The following is a 15,901-nucleotide window of genomic DNA, read 5'->3' as shown; positions in this document are numbered from 1 at the left end:
CCGCGGGCGCGGGCCGCGGCGTGGGGCGCCGCAGCGCACCTGCGGGCCCGCGCCGGGCTCAGGCGGTCCTGCGCAGCAGGGCCAGGTACATCGCGTCCGTGCCGTGCAGGTGCGGCCAGAGCTGGACGTCGGGGCCGTCCCCGAGGTGCGGCACGCCGGGCAGCAGGGGCCTCGCGTCGACGTGTTCCACCGCGCCGTGGCGCCGTACGGCGTCGTCCACGACCGCGCGGGTCTCCGCCAGGTGCGGGGAGCAGGTCGCGTAGCCGACGACGCCGCCGGGCCGCACCGAGGCGAGCGCCGTGCCGAGCAGGCCGCGCTGGAGCGGCCCGAAGCCCTCCAGGTCCTCGGGGCGGCGCCGCCAGCGCGCCTCGGGGCGGCGGCGCAGCGCGCCGAGCCCGGTGCAGGGGACGTCGACGAGGACCCGGTCGAAGGTGCCGGGGCGCCACGCGGGGCGGGTGCCGTCGGCGGCGACCGTCAGCGCGGGGCCCGGGTTGCCCGCGAGGGCGGCGGCGACGAGCCCGGCGCGGTGCGGCTGCTTCTCGGCGGCGAGCAGCGCGGCGCCGCGTTCTGCGGCGAGCCCGGCGAGCAGTGCCGCCTTGCCGCCGGGGCCCGCGCAGCCGTCGAGCCAGAGCCGGTCGGGCCCGTCGAGCGGGGCGGCGGCCAGCGCGAGCGCGACGAGTTGGCTGCCCTCGTCCTGCACGCCCGCGCGGCCCTCGCGTACCGCGTCGAGCGCGCCGGGCTCGCCGCCCTCGGTGAGCCTGACCGCGTACGGCGACCAGCGCCCGGGCTCGGCCTCCTGGCCCTCCCGGTCGAGCGTCCCGCGCAGTTCGGCCGCGGTGGACCTGCCGGGGCGTGCGGCGAGGGTGACCGCGGGGCGCTCGTTGTCGGCGGCGAGCAGTTCCTCGATGCCGCCCCGGCCGCCGCCGAGCGCGTCCCAGAGCGCGGAGACCACCCAGCGGGGGTGGGCGTGGACGACGGCGAGGTGGTCCTCGGGGTCCTCGTCGTACGGCGGGGCCACCAGGTCGAGCCAACCGTCGAGGTCGTGGCGGGCGATCCTGCGCAGGACGGCGTTGACGAACTTGGCCCGGCCGTCGCCGAGCACCACCCTGGCCAGCTCCACCGTGGAGGAGACCGCGGCGTGGGAGGGGATGCGGGTGCCGAGGAGCTGGTGCGCGCCGAGGCTGAGCACGTCGAGCACGGGCGGGTCGACCTCGCGCAGCGGCCGGTCGGCGCACTCGGCGATCACGGCGTCGTACGTGCCCTGGCGGCGCAGCGTGCCGTAGACCAGCTCGGTGGCGAGGGCGGCGTCCCTGGCGTCGAAGCCGCCCTTCTCGCGTGCGGCCCGCAGCAGGGGAGGCAGGACGAGGTTGGCGTAGGCGTCCCGCTCGTCCACGGCGCGCAGCGCGTCGAAGGCGAGGATGCGCACGGGGTCGCGCTGCGGCCTGCGGTAGGGCTTGCCGCCGCGGGGTCTGCCGCCGGGGGGCCTGCCGCCCGGTGCGGGGCGCGCGCCGCCCCGCTCGCCGCTCACGGGCGCTCCGCGCGGCGGGGGCGGGCGTCGTGCTCGGGGGGTGCCTGGGGTGGGGCGTTCAACAAGGTGCTCCGGCTGTGGTGTGGTGCGGCCGTGGGGCCGACCCGCGGCCTCCTGTGTGGGCCACGTCAGCCTACGTCGCCGTCGCCGAGCCGCTCCCCCGGGGCGAGGCGGGCGCCGCGTGCCCAGTCGGCCGCGCGCATCGGCTTCTTGCCCTGGGCCTGCACCCACAGCAGCTCGACGGCGTGCGACCCGGTGCCCACGTGCACGGTGTTCTTGCCCGCGGACAGCTCCCCGGGGGCGAGCCCTGTGACGGCGGGGGCGAGGGTGGCGGCGACCAGCTTGAGGCGCTCGCCGCGGAAGCCGGTCCAGGCGCCGGGGGCGGGGGTGCAGGAGCGCACCACGCGGTCGACGCGGAGGGCGGGGGCGCGCCAGTCGACGCGGGCGTCCTCGACGGTGATCTTGGGCGCGAGGCTGACGCCCTCGGCGGGCTGCGGCACGGCCTCCAGGGTGCCGTCCTCGATGCCGTCGAGGGTGGCGGCGAGCAGCCCCGCGCCCGCGAGGGAGAGCCGGGTCAGCAGGTCGCCGCTGGTGTCGGTGGGCCTTACGGCCTCGGTGACGGTGCCGTAGACCGGCCCTGAGTCGAGGCCCTCCTCGATGAGGAAGGTGGAGGCGCCGGTGATCTCGTCGCCCGCGAGCACCGCGTGCTGCACCGGGGCGGCGCCGCGCCAGGCGGGCAGCAGGGAGAAGTGCAGGTTGACCCAGCCGTGGACGGGCACGTCGAGCGCGACCCTGGGCAGCAGCGCCCCGTAGGCGACCACGGGGCAGCAGTCGGGGCCGATCTCGCCGAGCCGGGCGAGGAACGCCTCGTCCCGGGGCCGCCCGGGCTTCAGCACCTCGATGCCGGCCTCCTCCGCGTGCCGCGCCACCGGGCTCGCCACCAGCGCCCTGCCCCTGCGCCCCGGCGCGTCGGGGCGGGTGACGACCGCCGCCACCTCGTGCCGCCCGGAGGCGATCAGGGCGTCAAGGGCGGGTACGGCGACCTCGGGGGTGCCTGCGAAGACGAGCATCATGGGTGGCTTCGGGCCTCTCGGGCGTGATCCTTCAGGGGCGGCGCACCAGTCTATGGGCCGGTCTACGGGCCGGGCGCCCTGCGGCTCGGGCGCCGGTACGCGGGGGCCGCCCACCGGTGCGTGCGGGCCGCCCCTGTGGTTCCGGCGCCCGTACCGCGGGCCGCGGCAGGCGGCAGGCGGCAGGCGGCAGGCGGCAGGCGGCAGGCGGCAGGCGGCAGGCGGCAGGCGGCAGGCGGCAGGCGGCAGGCAACGTGGCAGTAACACGCGGCCACCGCCGCGCCCCCGTGCCTCGCCCACGACCCCTCGGCCTCCGACCCCCGACCCCCGACCAAAAAAAGCAAGATTGTCGCATTCGTACGCTCATGAACCGCCGCCGCCTGCTACACGCGCGCCCCGCCACCCCGGAGGCCGCCGCGGCACCGCGCACCCCGGCACCCCCAACACCGCGCGCCCCCACGCCCGCCCGTACCCGCCCGTACCGCGAGGGCGCCCTCCCGTACGGCCCCCACCTGTACCGGCGCGCGCCCGGCTTGTGCGGGAGCGGCCGGGGGCGCGCGCAGAACAGGGCGGCCCGGGCATATGCCAGCGCGCCCCGGGACCGTGACCACACCAGGCGTGGCGCGTTGGTCAAGACGGAGTTGACCACTGCGGGCCACGGCCCCAGCTCCATGGAGAACCCATTCAGTTCTGGTATCTGGTAGCGGCCGTCCAGGGCAGTCCCCGGGCCGGGGGCGCCGGACCAGAGGCACGATTCCCTTCCCACGCCGGTTCGAGAGGCTTGTTCATGGCCGACCACGCAACCCACGACGCCCAGGCACGGGCCAGCCTCCACCTGCTGGTCCGGGACATCGAGCGGGTCCGACGGCAGGTGGACGCGCTGCGCACCCTCACCGCCCAGCTTGGCAACGTATACCGCCCCCGGCGCTCGGGCCCCACCACCGGGTTCGTCGTCTACGGCCGGGCCCCGGCCCCGACCGTGCGGCTCGCCCAGGAGCTGCGGGACAGCGTGGAGACCCTGGTCACCGCCGCCGTCGACTTCGACCGCTCGCTCGGCTTCTCCTGGGACGCGGTCGGCTCCGCGCTCGGCGTCACCAAGCAGGCGGTGCACCGCCGCTACGGCACCAGGCGCGCCGCCGCCGACCGCCCCGCGAGCGAGACCGAGCGCCCCGCCGACACGGCCACCGGGCCGCACCCGCTGCCGCTCGCCCCCGCACTGCCCTCCTTGCCCGCCGCCCGCGGCCTGCCGACACAGCCGACCCCGGGCAGCCAGGGCCTGCGCGACGAGGCGCGGCCCGGCGCGCTGCCCGGGCCGAGGAACGGCTGAGCCGCACCGCGCGCTCCCCCGCCCCCTGCCCCATACACCCCGGGGCGGGGGCCCGCCGCGCCCGCCTCAGCCGATGTCGGGCGGGTCCACCCGCACCCGTACCGCCTCCGCGTCCGCGCGGCCCCCGCGCGCCATACGGGCCGCCTGCGCCGCCTTCAGCGCCGCCGCCAGGGCCGCGCCGCCGCCCGTCGGCACCCTGATCAGGGCGCGCTCCTCGGGCCCGCCCTGCGGCCCGGGACGCTCCCCGCGCACCGCGGGCACAGGCCCCAGCACCTCCGCCTCAGGCGGCAGCTCCGCCGCGTCGAGGAACGGGCCCACCGCCCCCGCGGGGCCCGACACCGCGGCCATCCTGGACACCGGGGGCAGCCCGAGCTGGGCCCGCTCCGACAGCTCACGCACCGCGTGCCCCACCGGGTCCCAGCGCACCAGGGCCTGCGCGGGACGCAGCGTGGCCTCCGCTACCAGCACCACCGTGCCCCCCGCCGCCTGGCTGCGCACCAGCGCCGCCGCGCCCAGCCAGGCACGCAGCGCCTCCTCGCCCGCCCGCAGGTCAGGACGGTTCAGCAGCGCCCAGCCGTCCAGCAACAGCGCCGCCGCATAGCCGCCCTCCGCGACCGGCTCCGCGCCCGGCGTGCTCACCACGAGCGCGGGCTCCCCCGGCACCGTGTCGAGCACCTGCTCGCGGCCCGACGTGCGCACCGGCACCGACGGGAACACCCGCCCCAGCTCCTCCGCCGTCCGCCGCGCCCCCACGACCTGCGCCCGCAGCCGCACGGAGCCGCACTCAAGGCAGTGCCACGCCAACTCGTCGCGCCCGCACCAGGCACACCGCAGCCGCGCCGCGTCCGGCGCCTGGAGCGGGCCCGCGCAGTGCCGGCAGCGCGCGGGCTCACGGCACCGCTCACACGCCAGCCTGGGCACATAGCCGCGCCGCGGCACCTGCACCAGGACGGGCCCGTGCCGCAGCCCCTCGCGCGCCGCCTGCCAGGCGATGCTGGGCAGCCGGGCCGCCCGCGCCGCCTCGTCCCTGGCGAGGTCGGTGTCGCCGACCGTACGCACCAGCGGCGCCAGCGCACGCACCCGCTCCCTGCCGGGCACCAGCGGCCCCGCCCAGCCCGACTCGACGAGCTGCGCCGCCTCCACCGTGCAGCCCACGTCGCCCAGCAGGAACGCACAGCCCTGGTGCGCGGCACGCAGCAGCAGCACCTCGCGGGTGTGCGGCATCGGCGACCTGGGGTCGCTGTGGCTGGTGTCGCCGTCGTCCCACACCGCGACCAGGCCCAGGTCGCGCACCGGCGCGAACATCGCGGCCCGGGTCCCGACCACCGCACGCACCGAGCCGCGGCGCACCGCGAGCCACTGCGCGTAACGCCGCTCGGGACCTGCCTCCGCGGCCAGCGCCGCGTGGTGCCCGGGCCCGAGGAGCGCGGTCAGCGCGGCGTCCACCCGCGAGAGCGTCCGCCCGTCCGGCACCACCACCAGGGCGCCGCGGCCCCCCGCGAGCGTCGCCGCCACCGCCCTGGCCACGGCCTCGGCCCACTGCGGCCCGGGCAGCGCGGTCCACACGGCGCGGGGCGCGGCACCGGAGGCGAGGGCGCCGAGGAACGCCGGGCCCTGCGGATAGTCGGCCCAGGGGCCGGGCTCGGGCGCCGGGGGCGGCCCGGGCGGCGGCGGGGAGGCGCGGGACTCGGCGCGGGCGCTGCGCGGCGGGATCGCGAGTTGCAGCACGTCGGCGAGGCTGCCCGCGTAGCGGTCAGCGACGGCCCTGGCGAGACCGAGCAGGCCGTCATCGAGCACCGGCTCGGGCGAGACGACCTGCGCGAGCGCGGCGAGCGGGCCCGCGTAATCGGACCGGGCGACGCGCTCCACCAGGAAGCCGTCGACGAGCCCGCCGCCCTCCCTGCGGCCCCCGCGCACATGGTGGCGCCCCGCGCCGAACCGCACCCGCACCCGCACCCCCGGCCTGGCCTGCTCGTCGAGGTCGCGGGGCACCGCGTAGTCGAAGTAGCGGTCGAGGTGCAGGACGCCCTTGTCGACGACGACCCTGGCCACCGGAAGCTCGGGCGCCAGCTCGGCGCCGCGCCAGGTGCGCGGCTTGGCCCGGGGAGCCGCGGCCTTGCGCACGGTGTCCCTGATCAGCGCCAGTTGCTCCGGCTCCTCGTCCTCACCGCTCACCCGGAAGTCCTCTCACCCGCCGCCGCCGGCCCACCTCCCATGATCCCCCCTCGCGGCCCCCGCCGCCGCGGGCCCGCGCTCCCCCGCCACGCCCGCCACAGCCGCCCCCGGAGCACTGGCCAAAAGGAAACGGGAAACTCCGGGAACCACCTTGCCCTCCCCGGGGGACGGGCCGATTCTGGCATGCGTCGCGGCAGCGCGACGTCCGTCATTCCGGGGGCTCTCAGGGGGTTCGTGTGCGGCACCAGTCACCTTCTTTCGGCGCGGAGTTACGCCGCCGCCGACTCGCCGCGGGGCGCACCATCGCGCACCTCGCGGCCGAGGTCCACTACAGCAAGGCACAGATCAGCAAGATCGAGACGGGGCACAAGCGCCCCACTCCCGAGTTCGCCCGCCTCTGCGACGAGGCGCTGGGAGCAGCGGGCGCGCTGGGCGCCCTGGTGCCAGGTGGCGGCGACGCGCAGGCCGGGAGCCCCAGCCGCCGCCAGATGGTCGCCCTCGGCGCGGCCTCCGTGCTCGCCCAGGCCCCCGCGGCGGCGAGCGCCCTCCCCCTCGAAGGCCCCGGCGGCACCCTCCTCGACGTCACCAGGGCCCTGTTCGACCAGTTCAGGACCCTCGGCCAGATAGCGCCCCCGGAGGCGCTGCTGCCCTCGCTGCGGCAGCAGACCCACCTGCTGAGGGGCCTCGCCTCACGCACCGGGCCGAGGACCGCCAGGGGCCTGCTTGTGCTGGCCTCGCGGCACGCCGAGTTCGCCGGCTGGATGGCCCAGGAGGCCGGGGACGACGGGGCGGCAGGCCGCCTCACCGACGAGGCGGTACGGCTCGCCGAGGCCGCGGGCGACCGCCACCTCGCCTCGTACGCGCTGGTGCGCAGGGCCCTCATGGCGTACTACCAGGGCGACGGCGAGGGCACGGTGGCACTGTGCAGGGGCGCCCAGTCGACGGCGCTGCCCGCCAGGATCAGGGGCCTCGCCGCCCAGTTGGAGGCGCAGGGCCACGCACTCGGCGGCGACCGCGCCGCGTACGAGCGCAGCCTCGACAACGCCCGCCGCAGGTTCGCGGCCGACGGCGACACGGACGGCGCCGAAGGCCCCATGCTCGGCACCACCCATGTCGCCGACCCCGCCGAGATGACCGCGGGCTGGTCCCTCTTCGACCTCGGCAGGCCCCGGGAGGCCGCGGCGGTGCTCGACGAGCAGTGCGCCCTCATCCCCGGGCACGCGCTGCGCACCATCGCCCGCTACGGCGTCAGACGCGCCCTCGCCCACGCCGTCGCGGGCGAGGTCCCGCACGCCTGCGAGGTGGCGCGCCCGCTGCTCGGCACCGTGGCCACCACCGGCTCCGCGACCGTGCGCGCGGACGTGCGCCGACTGTCGCGGACCCTTACCCGCTACCGCACCCACCCGGCCGTACGCGACCTGGCCCCGGGACTCGCCGGAGCCCTCCACGCCCGCCAAAGCTAGGGCCTCTCCGTCAGAAGGCCCCTGACCCCGGGGCCCACCGGGCACCGGGAAGGGCCGCCACGCACCGGCGGCGGGCCCAGGACAGCAGACCGGATCGGAGCACAGCCATGCCCGATGTCTTCCTCAACTTCCGCACGGGCGACGGCGACCAGCTCGCCGCCCATCTCGACAGCGTGCTCACCCAACGCTTCGGAAGAAACATCGTCTTCCGCGATAGCAAATCGATCAGGCCAAGTACGCGCTTCCCCCAGGAACTGATCAGGAACGTACGTCGCAGCCGTGTGCTGCTCGCGCTGATCGGCCCCAACTGGGCCGCGTCGGCGCTGCTGCACGACCCGGCCGACTGGGTGCGCCGGGAGATCGAGGAGGCCGCGACCTGCGAGATCCCGATCCTGCCCGTCCTCAACGGCAAGGGCACCGCGCTGCCGCGCAGGGACCAGCTCCCGACCTCGCTCGCCCACCTCACCGAGCGCCAGTACCTCAGCTACACCACCCGGACCAGCGAGACCGATCTCGACCGCATCGCGGCGGAACTCCTCGAACTCATCCCGGAACTGAACGTCCCGAAGGAGCCCCCCTCCGCCCCCGGCGGCCCCGGAACCAACAACTCCGTCTCCGGCGGCATCCACGGCACCGTCATCCAGACGGGCCCCGTGGGCGGCGACGTAGGGGGCGCCATCGGAGGCACCGTGATCAGGGAGAACACCGGCCCCGTCCACACCGGCCGCGGCGACATCCACCACTCGGCCCCCCACTTCCACGGCTCCCACGGCACATACGTCGCGCGCGACAGCTACGGGGGCCCGTATGTGAACGGCGAGAACCACGGCGGAATCGGCAACACATACAACGAGCCCCCACGCGCCGACGAGCCCCGGGAGGACGGGGACGGAGACGAACGGCGTTGAAAGCCACTTGCCGTCCGCGGGCCCCGCATGCTGACACTGCCCCATGACCTCCCGAACTGCCAGGGCGCCCCGAGAAACCCTCCCCGACGGGGGGCTCGTGCTGGAGGTGGCGGGGAGTGGGGTGCGGGTGCCGCCGTTGTGTTTTGTGGGGGAACTGGAGCGCGGGTGGGTGTTGCGGCAGGGGGAACGGGTGGTGGTCGAGGGGCGGTTGGAGGGCGGTGGGTGCTGTCGTGACCTGCGGGTGCGGCGGCTGCCCGGACACCGCTCGCCGCTGCCGCCGCTGTCCGCCGCCGCGATGCGGGCCGGTGGGAGCTGGCCGCACCGCTACGCGCGATGGCTTGAGGAGACGGCGTACGGCCCGTTGCACCGGGGGCGCTGGCGGCTCGCACCGCGCGAGGTGTTCGCGCCGGGCATCTGGGGCCCCGACCTGGTGCGGGAGTGGCCGGAGACCACCATCGAGCTGCTGTGCGGGGGCGGCTGGCACGGCGTGCTGCCGCTGCGTCCGCTGCCGGAACCGGACTCCGGGCATGTGAAGGCGTGCCGCAAGCACGCCAGGGAGGGGACCCTGGCGCCCGTACTGCTGTGGTGGGTGTCGTTCCTCGACGGCTGGGTGCTCCTCGACGGGCACGACAGGGCCGCCGCCGCGCTCGCCGAGGGGGCGCCGCCGGCCTGTGTGGAGCTGGTGCGGGTCCCGGACGACGCCGCGTGGCGGGCGAGCGCCGCCGGTCTCAGCGAGGCGCACCGGCACCTGACGGACCGGCTGGCCGCGCGCCCCGCAGGCCCCCACACCGCGCGCCAACGGCACGCCGTGGAGCGGGGCTACGCCGAAGCGCTCGCCACACTGCCGTACGACGCCGCCCCCACCGTCGTCTTCGAGGACGCCGGAAACTGAGAACGCGCCCGGACCCCGAAGGGCCCGGACGCGTCCGCGTCGATCAGATGCCGGCGGCCTGGCGCAGGGCGTCCACCCGGTCGGTGCGCTCCCAGGTGAACTCGGGCAGCTCACGCCCGAAGTGCCCGTACGCCGCGGTGTTGGCGTAGATCGGGCGCAGCAGGTGCAGGTCGCGGATGATCGCGGCCGGGCGCAGGTCGAAGACCTCGGAGATGGCCGCCTCGATCCTGGCGGTGTCGACGGCGTTGGTGCCGAAGGTCTCCACGAAGAGGCCGACCGGCTCCGCCTTGCCGATGGCGTAGGCGACCTGGACCTCGCAGCGGGTGGCGAGCCCGGCGGCGACCACGTTCTTGGCGACCCAGCGCATCGCGTAGGCGGCGGAGCGGTCGACCTTGGACGGGTCCTTGCCGGAGAAGGCGCCGCCGCCGTGGCGGGCCATGCCGCCGTAGGTGTCGATGATGATCTTGCGGCCGGTGAGTCCTGCGTCTCCCATCGGGCCGCCGATCTCGAAGCGCCCCGTGGGGTTGACCAGCAGCCGGTAGCCGTCGGTCTCCAGCTTGATGCCGTCCTCGACGAGGGCCTTCAGCTCGGGCTCGACCACGAACTCGCGGATGTCGGGCGCGAGCAGCGACTCCAGGTCGATGTCGCTCGCGTGCTGCGAGGAGACCACCACGGTGTCGAGGCGCACCGCCTTGTCGCCGTCGTACTCGATGGTGACCTGGGTCTTCCCGTCGGGGCGCAGGTAGGGGATGGTGCCGTTCTTGCGGACCTCGGACAGCCGCTCGGAGAGCCGGTGCGCGAGCCGGATGGGCAGCGGCATCAGCTCGGGGGTCTCGTCGCAGGCGTAGCCGAACATCAGGCCCTGGTCGCCCGCGCCCTGCTGGTCGAGCGCGTCGCGCTCCGTGCCGCCGTCCTGCCTGGTCTCGTACGCCGTGTCGACGCCCTGGGCGATGTCGGGCGACTGGGCTCCGATAGAGACGGACACCCCGCAGGACGCCCCGTCGAAGCCCTTCTTCGACGAGTCGTAGCCGATCTCCAGGATCTTCTCGCGCACGAGCTGGGCGATCGGGGCGTACGCCTTCGTGGTGACCTCTCCGGCGACGTGCACGAGGCCGGTGGTGATCAGGGTCTCCACGGCGACCCGGGAAGTGGGGTCCTCGCTGAGGAGGGCGTCGAGAATGGTGTCGCTGATCTGGTCAGCGATCTTGTCAGGATGTCCCTCGGTGACGGACTCCGAGGTGAACAGGCGGCGGGACACATCGCTCCCTGGGGTCGCAGCGGCTGCTGACTGATCTGTGCGGTCGGCCCGGGAGCTGCGCCCGGAACCGGCCTCGCCCTAGTTTATCGGTCGCCCTGCGGCGCCGCCCCGGCGTCTCGCCACTTGGGAGCCGCCGAGGGTTCGGGCGTACGCGCATTCTGCGGCAGGAACGGGCCCGCTGCCAGGGGCGTGAAGGTGCTGTCGTGAGGTACGGGGCGGGCGTGCCGCGGGCGGCGGGGCCCGTACGGGCCGTGTGCGCCCGGCGTACCCGCAGGGTGGGCGGCCCGTGGAGCCGCCGGGTCCCGGGCGGGGCGTGACAAAGATTTCACCGCCATTTCACCCGGATGTCCGCCACGGGAGCGGCGGCGGGCGGGCCGCGCTGCTCAGCCGAGGCGGGCGGCCACCAGGTCCCAGACGGCGTCGGCCAGCGCCTCCTTCGGCCCGTGCGGCACCGGGGTCTCACTGCCGTCGGAGCCGAGGATCACGGCCTCGTTGTCCTCCGCGCCGAAGGTCCTGCGCTCCCCCACCTCGTTGACCACGAGCAGGTCGCAGCCCTTGCGGCGGAGCTTGGCGCGGCCGTTGGCGAGGACGTCGTCGGTCTCCGCGGCGAAGCCGACGACGACCTGTCCCGGGCGTGCGCGGTCGGCCGCGGCCTCCGCGAGGATGTCGGGGTTGCGGACGAGGGCCAGCGGCTCGGGCTCCTGACCGTCCCGCTTCTTGATCTTCGCGGGGGCGTAGACGGCGGGCCTGAAGTCGGCCACCGCTGCGGCCATGACCACGGCGTCGGCGTCGGTGGCCGCTTTGAGCAGGGCCTCGCGCAGTTGCACGGCGGTGCCGACGGGCACCACGTCCACGCCCGCCGGGTCGGGCAGCGCGGTGTTGGCGGCGAGCAGGGTGACGCGGGCGCCGCGGGCCGCGGCGGTGCGGGCGAGGGCGTAGCCCTGCTTGCCCGAGGAGCGGTTGCCGAGGTAGCGCACGGGGTCCAGGGGCTCCCGGGTACCACCGGCGCTGACGACGACGTGCCGCCCCGCGAGGTCGGGCTCGCGCGCGCCGCGGGCCAGCAGCCGACGGCAGGCGTCGAAGATCTCGGCGGGTTCTGGCAGCCGCCCCCTGCCGGTGTCGGCGCCGGTGAGCCGGCCGCTCGCCGGTTCGAGCACCACGGCGCCCCTGCTGCGGAGCGTGGTGACGTTCTCCCTGGTCGCGGGGTGCTCCCACATCTCGGTGTGCATCGCGGGGGCGAACAGGACGGGGCAGCGCGCCGTGAGGAGCGTGTTGGTGAGGAGGTCGTCCGCGAGGCCGTGGGCGGCCCTGGCGAGCAGGTCGGCGGTGGCGGGGGCGACGACGACGAGGTCGGCGGCCTTGCCGATGCGGACGTGCGGGACCTCGTCGACGGAGTCCCAGACCTCGGTGGCGACGGGCTGCCCGGACAGCGCCGCCCAGGTGGCGGCGCCCACGAAGCGCAGGGCCGACGCCGTGGGCACGACGCGGACCTCGTGCCCCGACTCGGTGAGCCGCCGCAGCAGCTCACACGCCTTGTAGGCGGCGATGCCGCCGCCCACACCGAGCACCACCCGAGGCTTGCTCACCCTTGTCCCTCCCGGTCGCGGGGCGCTACTGGCCGGGGGTGCCTTCCACGGCCTCCGACGTCAGCAGGCCCGCGTTGATCTCGCGCAGCGCGATGGAGAGCGGCTTCTCGTGGACGTGGGTGTCGACCAGCGGGCCGACGTACTCCAGCAGGCCCTCGCCGAGCTGGGAGTAGTAGGCGTTGATCTGGCGGGCGCGCTTGGCCGCGTAGATCACGAGGCTGTACTTGGAGTCCGTGGCCTCAAGCAACTCGTCGATGGGCGGGTTGATGATGCCCTCGGGCGTGGTGGTGGAAGAGGACACGCTCTGCCTTCCGGAAAAGGGATCAAAAGGGTTCATGGTGCTTCACAGCCTTTGGTGCCTGTGTGCCGTGCCGGTGCGGGCCGTCGCCCCGCGGTACTGGCAGTACCGGCAGTACTGGCGGCCGGTCCGGGTTCCCGTACCACGATCACACAACGTTCATCAAGGCTAGCAGCTCCTGGGAAACGTCCTCGACGGAGGTGTTGACCAGGGTGGTGTCGAACTCCGACTCGGCGGCCAGCTCGACCCGGGCGGCGTCGAGGCGGCGCTCGATGACCTCGGGGCGCTCCGTGCCGCGGCCGGTGAGCCGACGCACCAGCTCCTCCCAGGAGGGCGGGGCGAGGAACACGAGCAGCGCGTCCGGCATGGACGTGCGCACCAGCCGGGCGCCCTGGAGGTCGATCTCCAGCAGGACCGGTTCGCCGGCGGCGAGCCGCTCCATGACGGCGGCACGGGGCGTGCCGTAGCGGTTGCCGGCGAACTCGGCCCATTCGAGCAGCTCGCCGTTGGCGACGAGCTTGTCGAACTCCTCGTCGGAGACGAAGAAGTACTGCACCCCGTCGCGCTCGCCGGGACGGGGCGGCCGGGTGGTGGCCGACACCGAGAGCCAGACCTCGGGGTGCTGCTTGCGCATATGCGCGACGACCGTGCTCTTGCCGACCCCTGAGGGGCCGGAGAGCACGGTCAGCCGCTGGCGTGCGCCCGGGGGCTTAGGGGTCGTCCCCCTGGATGTTGCAGGCATGGGGCGATTATCCAGGTTCCCGGGGGTGCCCTGGAACGTCAGGCGGCGTTGCCGCCGAACTCGCGTTCCAGGGAGGCGATCTGGTTGGAGCCGAGGCCGCGCACGCGGCGGCTCTCGGAGATGCCGAGTCGCTCCATGATCTGCTTGGCGCGGACTTTGCCCACGCCCGGCAGGGACTCAAGGAGGGCGGAGACCTTCATCTTTCCGATGACGTCGTTCTCCTGGCCCTGCTTGATGACCTCGTGAAGGGAGGCGCCGGAGTGCTTGAGTCGATTCTTCACCTCGGCCCGCTCCCGGCGAGCCGCGGCGGCCTTTTCGAGCGCGGCTGCGCGCTGTTCAGGGGTAAGGGGCGGAAGAGCCACGCCTACGTCACCTCGGATGTCGAACTTGTCGGATACGGACCGGTGAGGAACCTAGTCGCCCCTCACCTGGGGAGCAACGAGCAACGCCTTGCCCGTGCGCTCTCGACGGAGACTAGCGGCCAAGACGGCCGCAGTCAGCGAGAACAGCGGAAAAGTCCTGGTCAGCCTTTGCCGAGCCGGACATTTGCCGCGAATAGCCGTAGTTTTCCTGTCAATACGGCGACTTCTTCGGGCCGCGGAGGGCTCAGGAGCCCGTCACGGCGCGCCCGATTTCCTCCGCGTACCGCTCCGCGGCGCCGCGGAGGGCCGCGGGGGCGGGCCCGTGCCGCAACACGCCGCGGCTCACGTTCGGCACCACCCGGCGCACCGCGGGGCCGAAGAGCGCGGGGAGGTCCGCGGGGGTCGCGCCCTGGGCGCCGATGCCGGGTGCCAGGAGGGGGCCGCCGAAGTCGAGCGGCGCGTCCGCGAGCCCGGCGAGGGTGGCGCCGACCACGGCGCCGAAGCTGCCGAGCCCGTCCGCGCCCCGGTTCTCGGCCGCGAGGTCGTCGAGGACCCCGGCCGCCACCGTGCGGCCGTCCGCGCGCCGTGCCCCCTGCACCTCGGCGCCCTCCGGGTTCGAGGTGAGGGCGAGGACGAAGAGGCCGGCGCCGTGCTCGCGGGCCGTGTCGAACGCGGGGCGCAGCGCCCCGTAGCCGAGGTAGGGCGAGACCGTGAGCGCGTCGCTGAACAGCGGCGCGTCCCGGTGCAGGAAGGACTCGGCGTACGCGGCCATGGTGGAGCCGATGTCGCCGCGCTTGGCGTCGGTGACGACGAGCGCGCCCGCCGCCCTGGCGTCGGCCACGGTGCGTTCCAGCACGGCGACGCCGCGGGAGCCGAAGCGCTCGTAGAAGGCGCTCTGCGGCTTGAGGACGGCGACCCGGTCGGCCAGCGCCTCGACGACGGTGCGGCTGAAGCGTTCGAGACCGGTGACGGAGTCGTCGAGGCCCCAGGCCGCCAGCAGCGAGGCGTGCGGGTCGATGCCGACGCACAGCGGCCCCCGCTCGTCCATGGCGCGGCGCAGCCGGGTGCCGAAGGGGGCGTCATGGGTCATGGTGCTGCTCCTTGTCGATGGCTGGGTCGCTACGGGGTCGGGGGCGCGGGGGTCAGGCGCCGTTCTTCGCGTGGGCGCCGACCGCCTCGGCCAGGCCGGTGTACGGGGAGGCGCGCAGCCGGGCCGCCAGGCCCTTGTGGACGGCGCGGGTGAAGAAGGGGCCCCGGTAGATGAAGCCGGTGTAGCCCTGGACCAGGGTGGCGCCCGCCAGGATGCGCTGCCAGGCGTCCTCCGCGGTCTCGACGCCGCCGACCCCGACGAGGGTGAGCCGGTCGCCCACGCGCCCGTACAGACGGCGCAGCACGGCCAGGGAGCGGTCGGCGAGGGGCGCGCCCGACAGGCCGCCGGTCTCGGCGGTGAGCCCGGGGTCCGAGGCGAGGGCGTGTCCCCGGGGGCCCCGGGCGCCTTCGCGGGCGACGGTGGTGTTGGTGGCGATGATGCCGTCGAGGCCGAGGTCGAGCGCGAGGTCGGCGACGGCGTCGATGTCGGCGTCCGCGAGGTCGGGCGCGATCTTCACCAGGAGCGGCACCCGGCGCCCGGGGGCGCCCCGGTCGGCGGCGGCGCGCACGGCGGTGAGCAGCGGGCGCAGCCGCTCGGCGGCCTGGAGGTCGCGCAGCCCCGGCGTGTTGGGCGAGGAGACGTTGACGACCAGGTAGGCGGCGTGCCGGGCGAGGCGTTCCGCCGAGGTGACGTAGTCCGCGGTGGCCTCGCTCTCCGGGGTGGTCTTGTTCTTGCCGATGTTGACGCCGACCGGCACCCGGAAGACGGGCCGCCGGGACGCGAGGCGGGCGGCGACGGCGGCGGAGCCCTCGTTGTTGAAGCCCATGCGGTTGATCAGGGCGCGGTCGGCGGGCAGCCGGAAGAGGCGGGGCGCCGGGTTGCCGGGCTGGGGCCGTGCGGTGACGGTGCCGATCTCCACGTGGTCGAAGCCGAGCAGGGCGAGCCCGTCGACGCCGTGGGCGTTCTTGTCGAAGCCCGCGGCGAGCCCGAAGGGGCCGTGCATCCGCAGCCCCAGGGCCTCCGTGCGCAGCTCACGGTAGCGGGGCGCGAGGACGGCGGCGGCGAGGGTGCGCAGCACGGGCACCGCGGCGGCGAGCCTGATCAGCGCGAAGGCGAGCCGGTGCGCGCGCTCGGCATCGAGCCGCCGCAGCACGAGGCGGAAGAGGAGGGGGTACATGGCGGTGCCGTTCACGGGAGGGGGC

Annotated in this window: 14 protein-coding genes; 4 read left to right on the top strand and 10 right to left on the bottom strand. The window is 75.5% G+C overall.

What is annotated here, in order from left to right; translation table 11 throughout:
* Positions 1-58: 58 nt before the first annotated feature.
* Together ACIBIW_RS29935 and fmt are read right to left on the bottom strand one after the other, a co-directional pair.
* The gene (locus ACIBIW_RS29935; RefSeq protein ID WP_399340612.1) at positions 59-1,426 is read right to left on the bottom strand and encodes an RsmB/NOP family class I SAM-dependent RNA methyltransferase; all 1,368 of its coding nucleotides are present in this window, start codon (positions 1,424-1,426) and stop codon (positions 59-61) included.
* A 230-nt stretch (positions 1,427-1,656) separates the two neighbouring features.
* Positions 1,657-2,601: a methionyl-tRNA formyltransferase gene (gene fmt / locus ACIBIW_RS29930; protein WP_399340476.1), complete on the bottom strand. Its 945-nt coding sequence runs from the start codon at positions 2,599-2,601 to the stop codon at positions 1,657-1,659.
* 784 nt (positions 2,602-3,385) lie between these two features.
* Between fmt and ACIBIW_RS29925 the strand changes: the two genes are divergently transcribed.
* A complete protein-coding gene (locus ACIBIW_RS29925; protein ID WP_399340473.1) occupies positions 3,386-3,925 on the top strand; it encodes a hypothetical protein in 540 nt (179 codons plus the stop codon).
* Positions 3,926-3,991: 66 nt separating this feature from the next.
* Here the strand turns inward: ACIBIW_RS29925 and ACIBIW_RS29920 are convergent, their stop codons facing one another.
* The gene (locus tag ACIBIW_RS29920) at positions 3,992-6,100 is read right to left on the bottom strand and encodes a primosomal protein N' (protein WP_399340472.1); all 2,109 of its coding nucleotides are present in this window, start codon (positions 6,098-6,100) and stop codon (positions 3,992-3,994) included.
* A gap of 236 nt (positions 6,101-6,336) precedes the next feature.
* On the opposite strand from ACIBIW_RS29920, the gene ACIBIW_RS29915 reads away from it, so the two are divergent.
* The 3 genes from ACIBIW_RS29915 (at position 6,337) to ACIBIW_RS29905 (ending at position 9,363) form a co-directional block, all read left to right on the top strand.
* On the top strand, positions 6,337-7,563 hold the full coding sequence (locus ACIBIW_RS29915) for a helix-turn-helix domain-containing protein (protein WP_399340470.1): 1,227 nt from the start codon (positions 6,337-6,339) through the stop codon (positions 7,561-7,563).
* Between the two features lie 107 nt (positions 7,564-7,670).
* The gene (locus tag ACIBIW_RS29910; RefSeq protein ID WP_399340469.1) at positions 7,671-8,471 is read left to right on the top strand and encodes a TIR domain-containing protein; all 801 of its coding nucleotides are present in this window, start codon (positions 7,671-7,673) and stop codon (positions 8,469-8,471) included.
* 43 nt (positions 8,472-8,514) lie between these two features.
* Positions 8,515-9,363 carry a hypothetical protein gene (locus ACIBIW_RS29905; protein WP_399340467.1) on the top strand — a complete coding sequence of 283 codons (849 nt, stop codon included), beginning with the start codon at positions 8,515-8,517 and terminating at the stop codon, positions 9,361-9,363.
* A gap of 43 nt (positions 9,364-9,406) precedes the next feature.
* Here ACIBIW_RS29905 and metK read toward each other — a convergent pair whose 3' ends face one another.
* The 7 genes from metK to ACIBIW_RS29870 all read right to left on the bottom strand — a co-directional run bounded on the left by metK (position 9,407) and on the right by ACIBIW_RS29870 (position 15,876).
* A complete protein-coding gene (gene metK / locus ACIBIW_RS29900) occupies positions 9,407-10,621 on the bottom strand; it encodes a methionine adenosyltransferase (RefSeq protein WP_399340466.1) in 1,215 nt (404 codons plus the stop codon).
* A 383-nt stretch (positions 10,622-11,004) separates the two neighbouring features.
* Positions 11,005-12,207: a bifunctional phosphopantothenoylcysteine decarboxylase/phosphopantothenate--cysteine ligase CoaBC gene (gene coaBC, locus ACIBIW_RS29895; RefSeq protein ID WP_399340464.1), complete on the bottom strand. Its 1,203-nt coding sequence runs from the start codon at positions 12,205-12,207 to the stop codon at positions 11,005-11,007.
* 25 nt (positions 12,208-12,232) lie between these two features.
* Positions 12,233-12,508: a DNA-directed RNA polymerase subunit omega gene (rpoZ, locus tag ACIBIW_RS29890; protein WP_399340461.1), complete on the bottom strand. Its 276-nt coding sequence runs from the start codon at positions 12,506-12,508 to the stop codon at positions 12,233-12,235.
* A 145-nt stretch (positions 12,509-12,653) separates the two neighbouring features.
* A complete protein-coding gene (gmk, locus tag ACIBIW_RS29885) occupies positions 12,654-13,247 on the bottom strand; it encodes a guanylate kinase (protein ID WP_399340460.1) in 594 nt (197 codons plus the stop codon).
* 38 nt (positions 13,248-13,285) lie between these two features.
* A complete protein-coding gene (locus ACIBIW_RS29880; RefSeq protein ID WP_069814075.1) occupies positions 13,286-13,609 on the bottom strand; it encodes an integration host factor in 324 nt (107 codons plus the stop codon).
* A 244-nt stretch (positions 13,610-13,853) separates the two neighbouring features.
* Positions 13,854-14,699 (bottom strand): orotidine-5'-phosphate decarboxylase, encoded by an 846-nt coding sequence (gene pyrF, locus ACIBIW_RS29875; RefSeq protein WP_399340457.1) that lies wholly within the window; start codon positions 14,697-14,699, stop codon positions 13,854-13,856.
* A 52-nt stretch (positions 14,700-14,751) separates the two neighbouring features.
* Complete coding sequence (locus ACIBIW_RS29870; RefSeq protein ID WP_399340609.1) at positions 14,752-15,876, bottom strand: quinone-dependent dihydroorotate dehydrogenase; 1,125 nt, start codon at positions 15,874-15,876, stop codon at positions 14,752-14,754.
* Between the last annotated feature and the right edge of the window lie 25 nt (positions 15,877-15,901).

This window comes from Streptomyces sp. NPDC050560 (assembly GCF_044457285.1).
In the GTDB taxonomy this organism is placed as follows: Bacteria; Actinomycetota; Actinomycetes; order Streptomycetales; family Streptomycetaceae; genus Streptomyces.
This window is presented reverse-complemented; position numbering and strand designations above follow the sequence as displayed.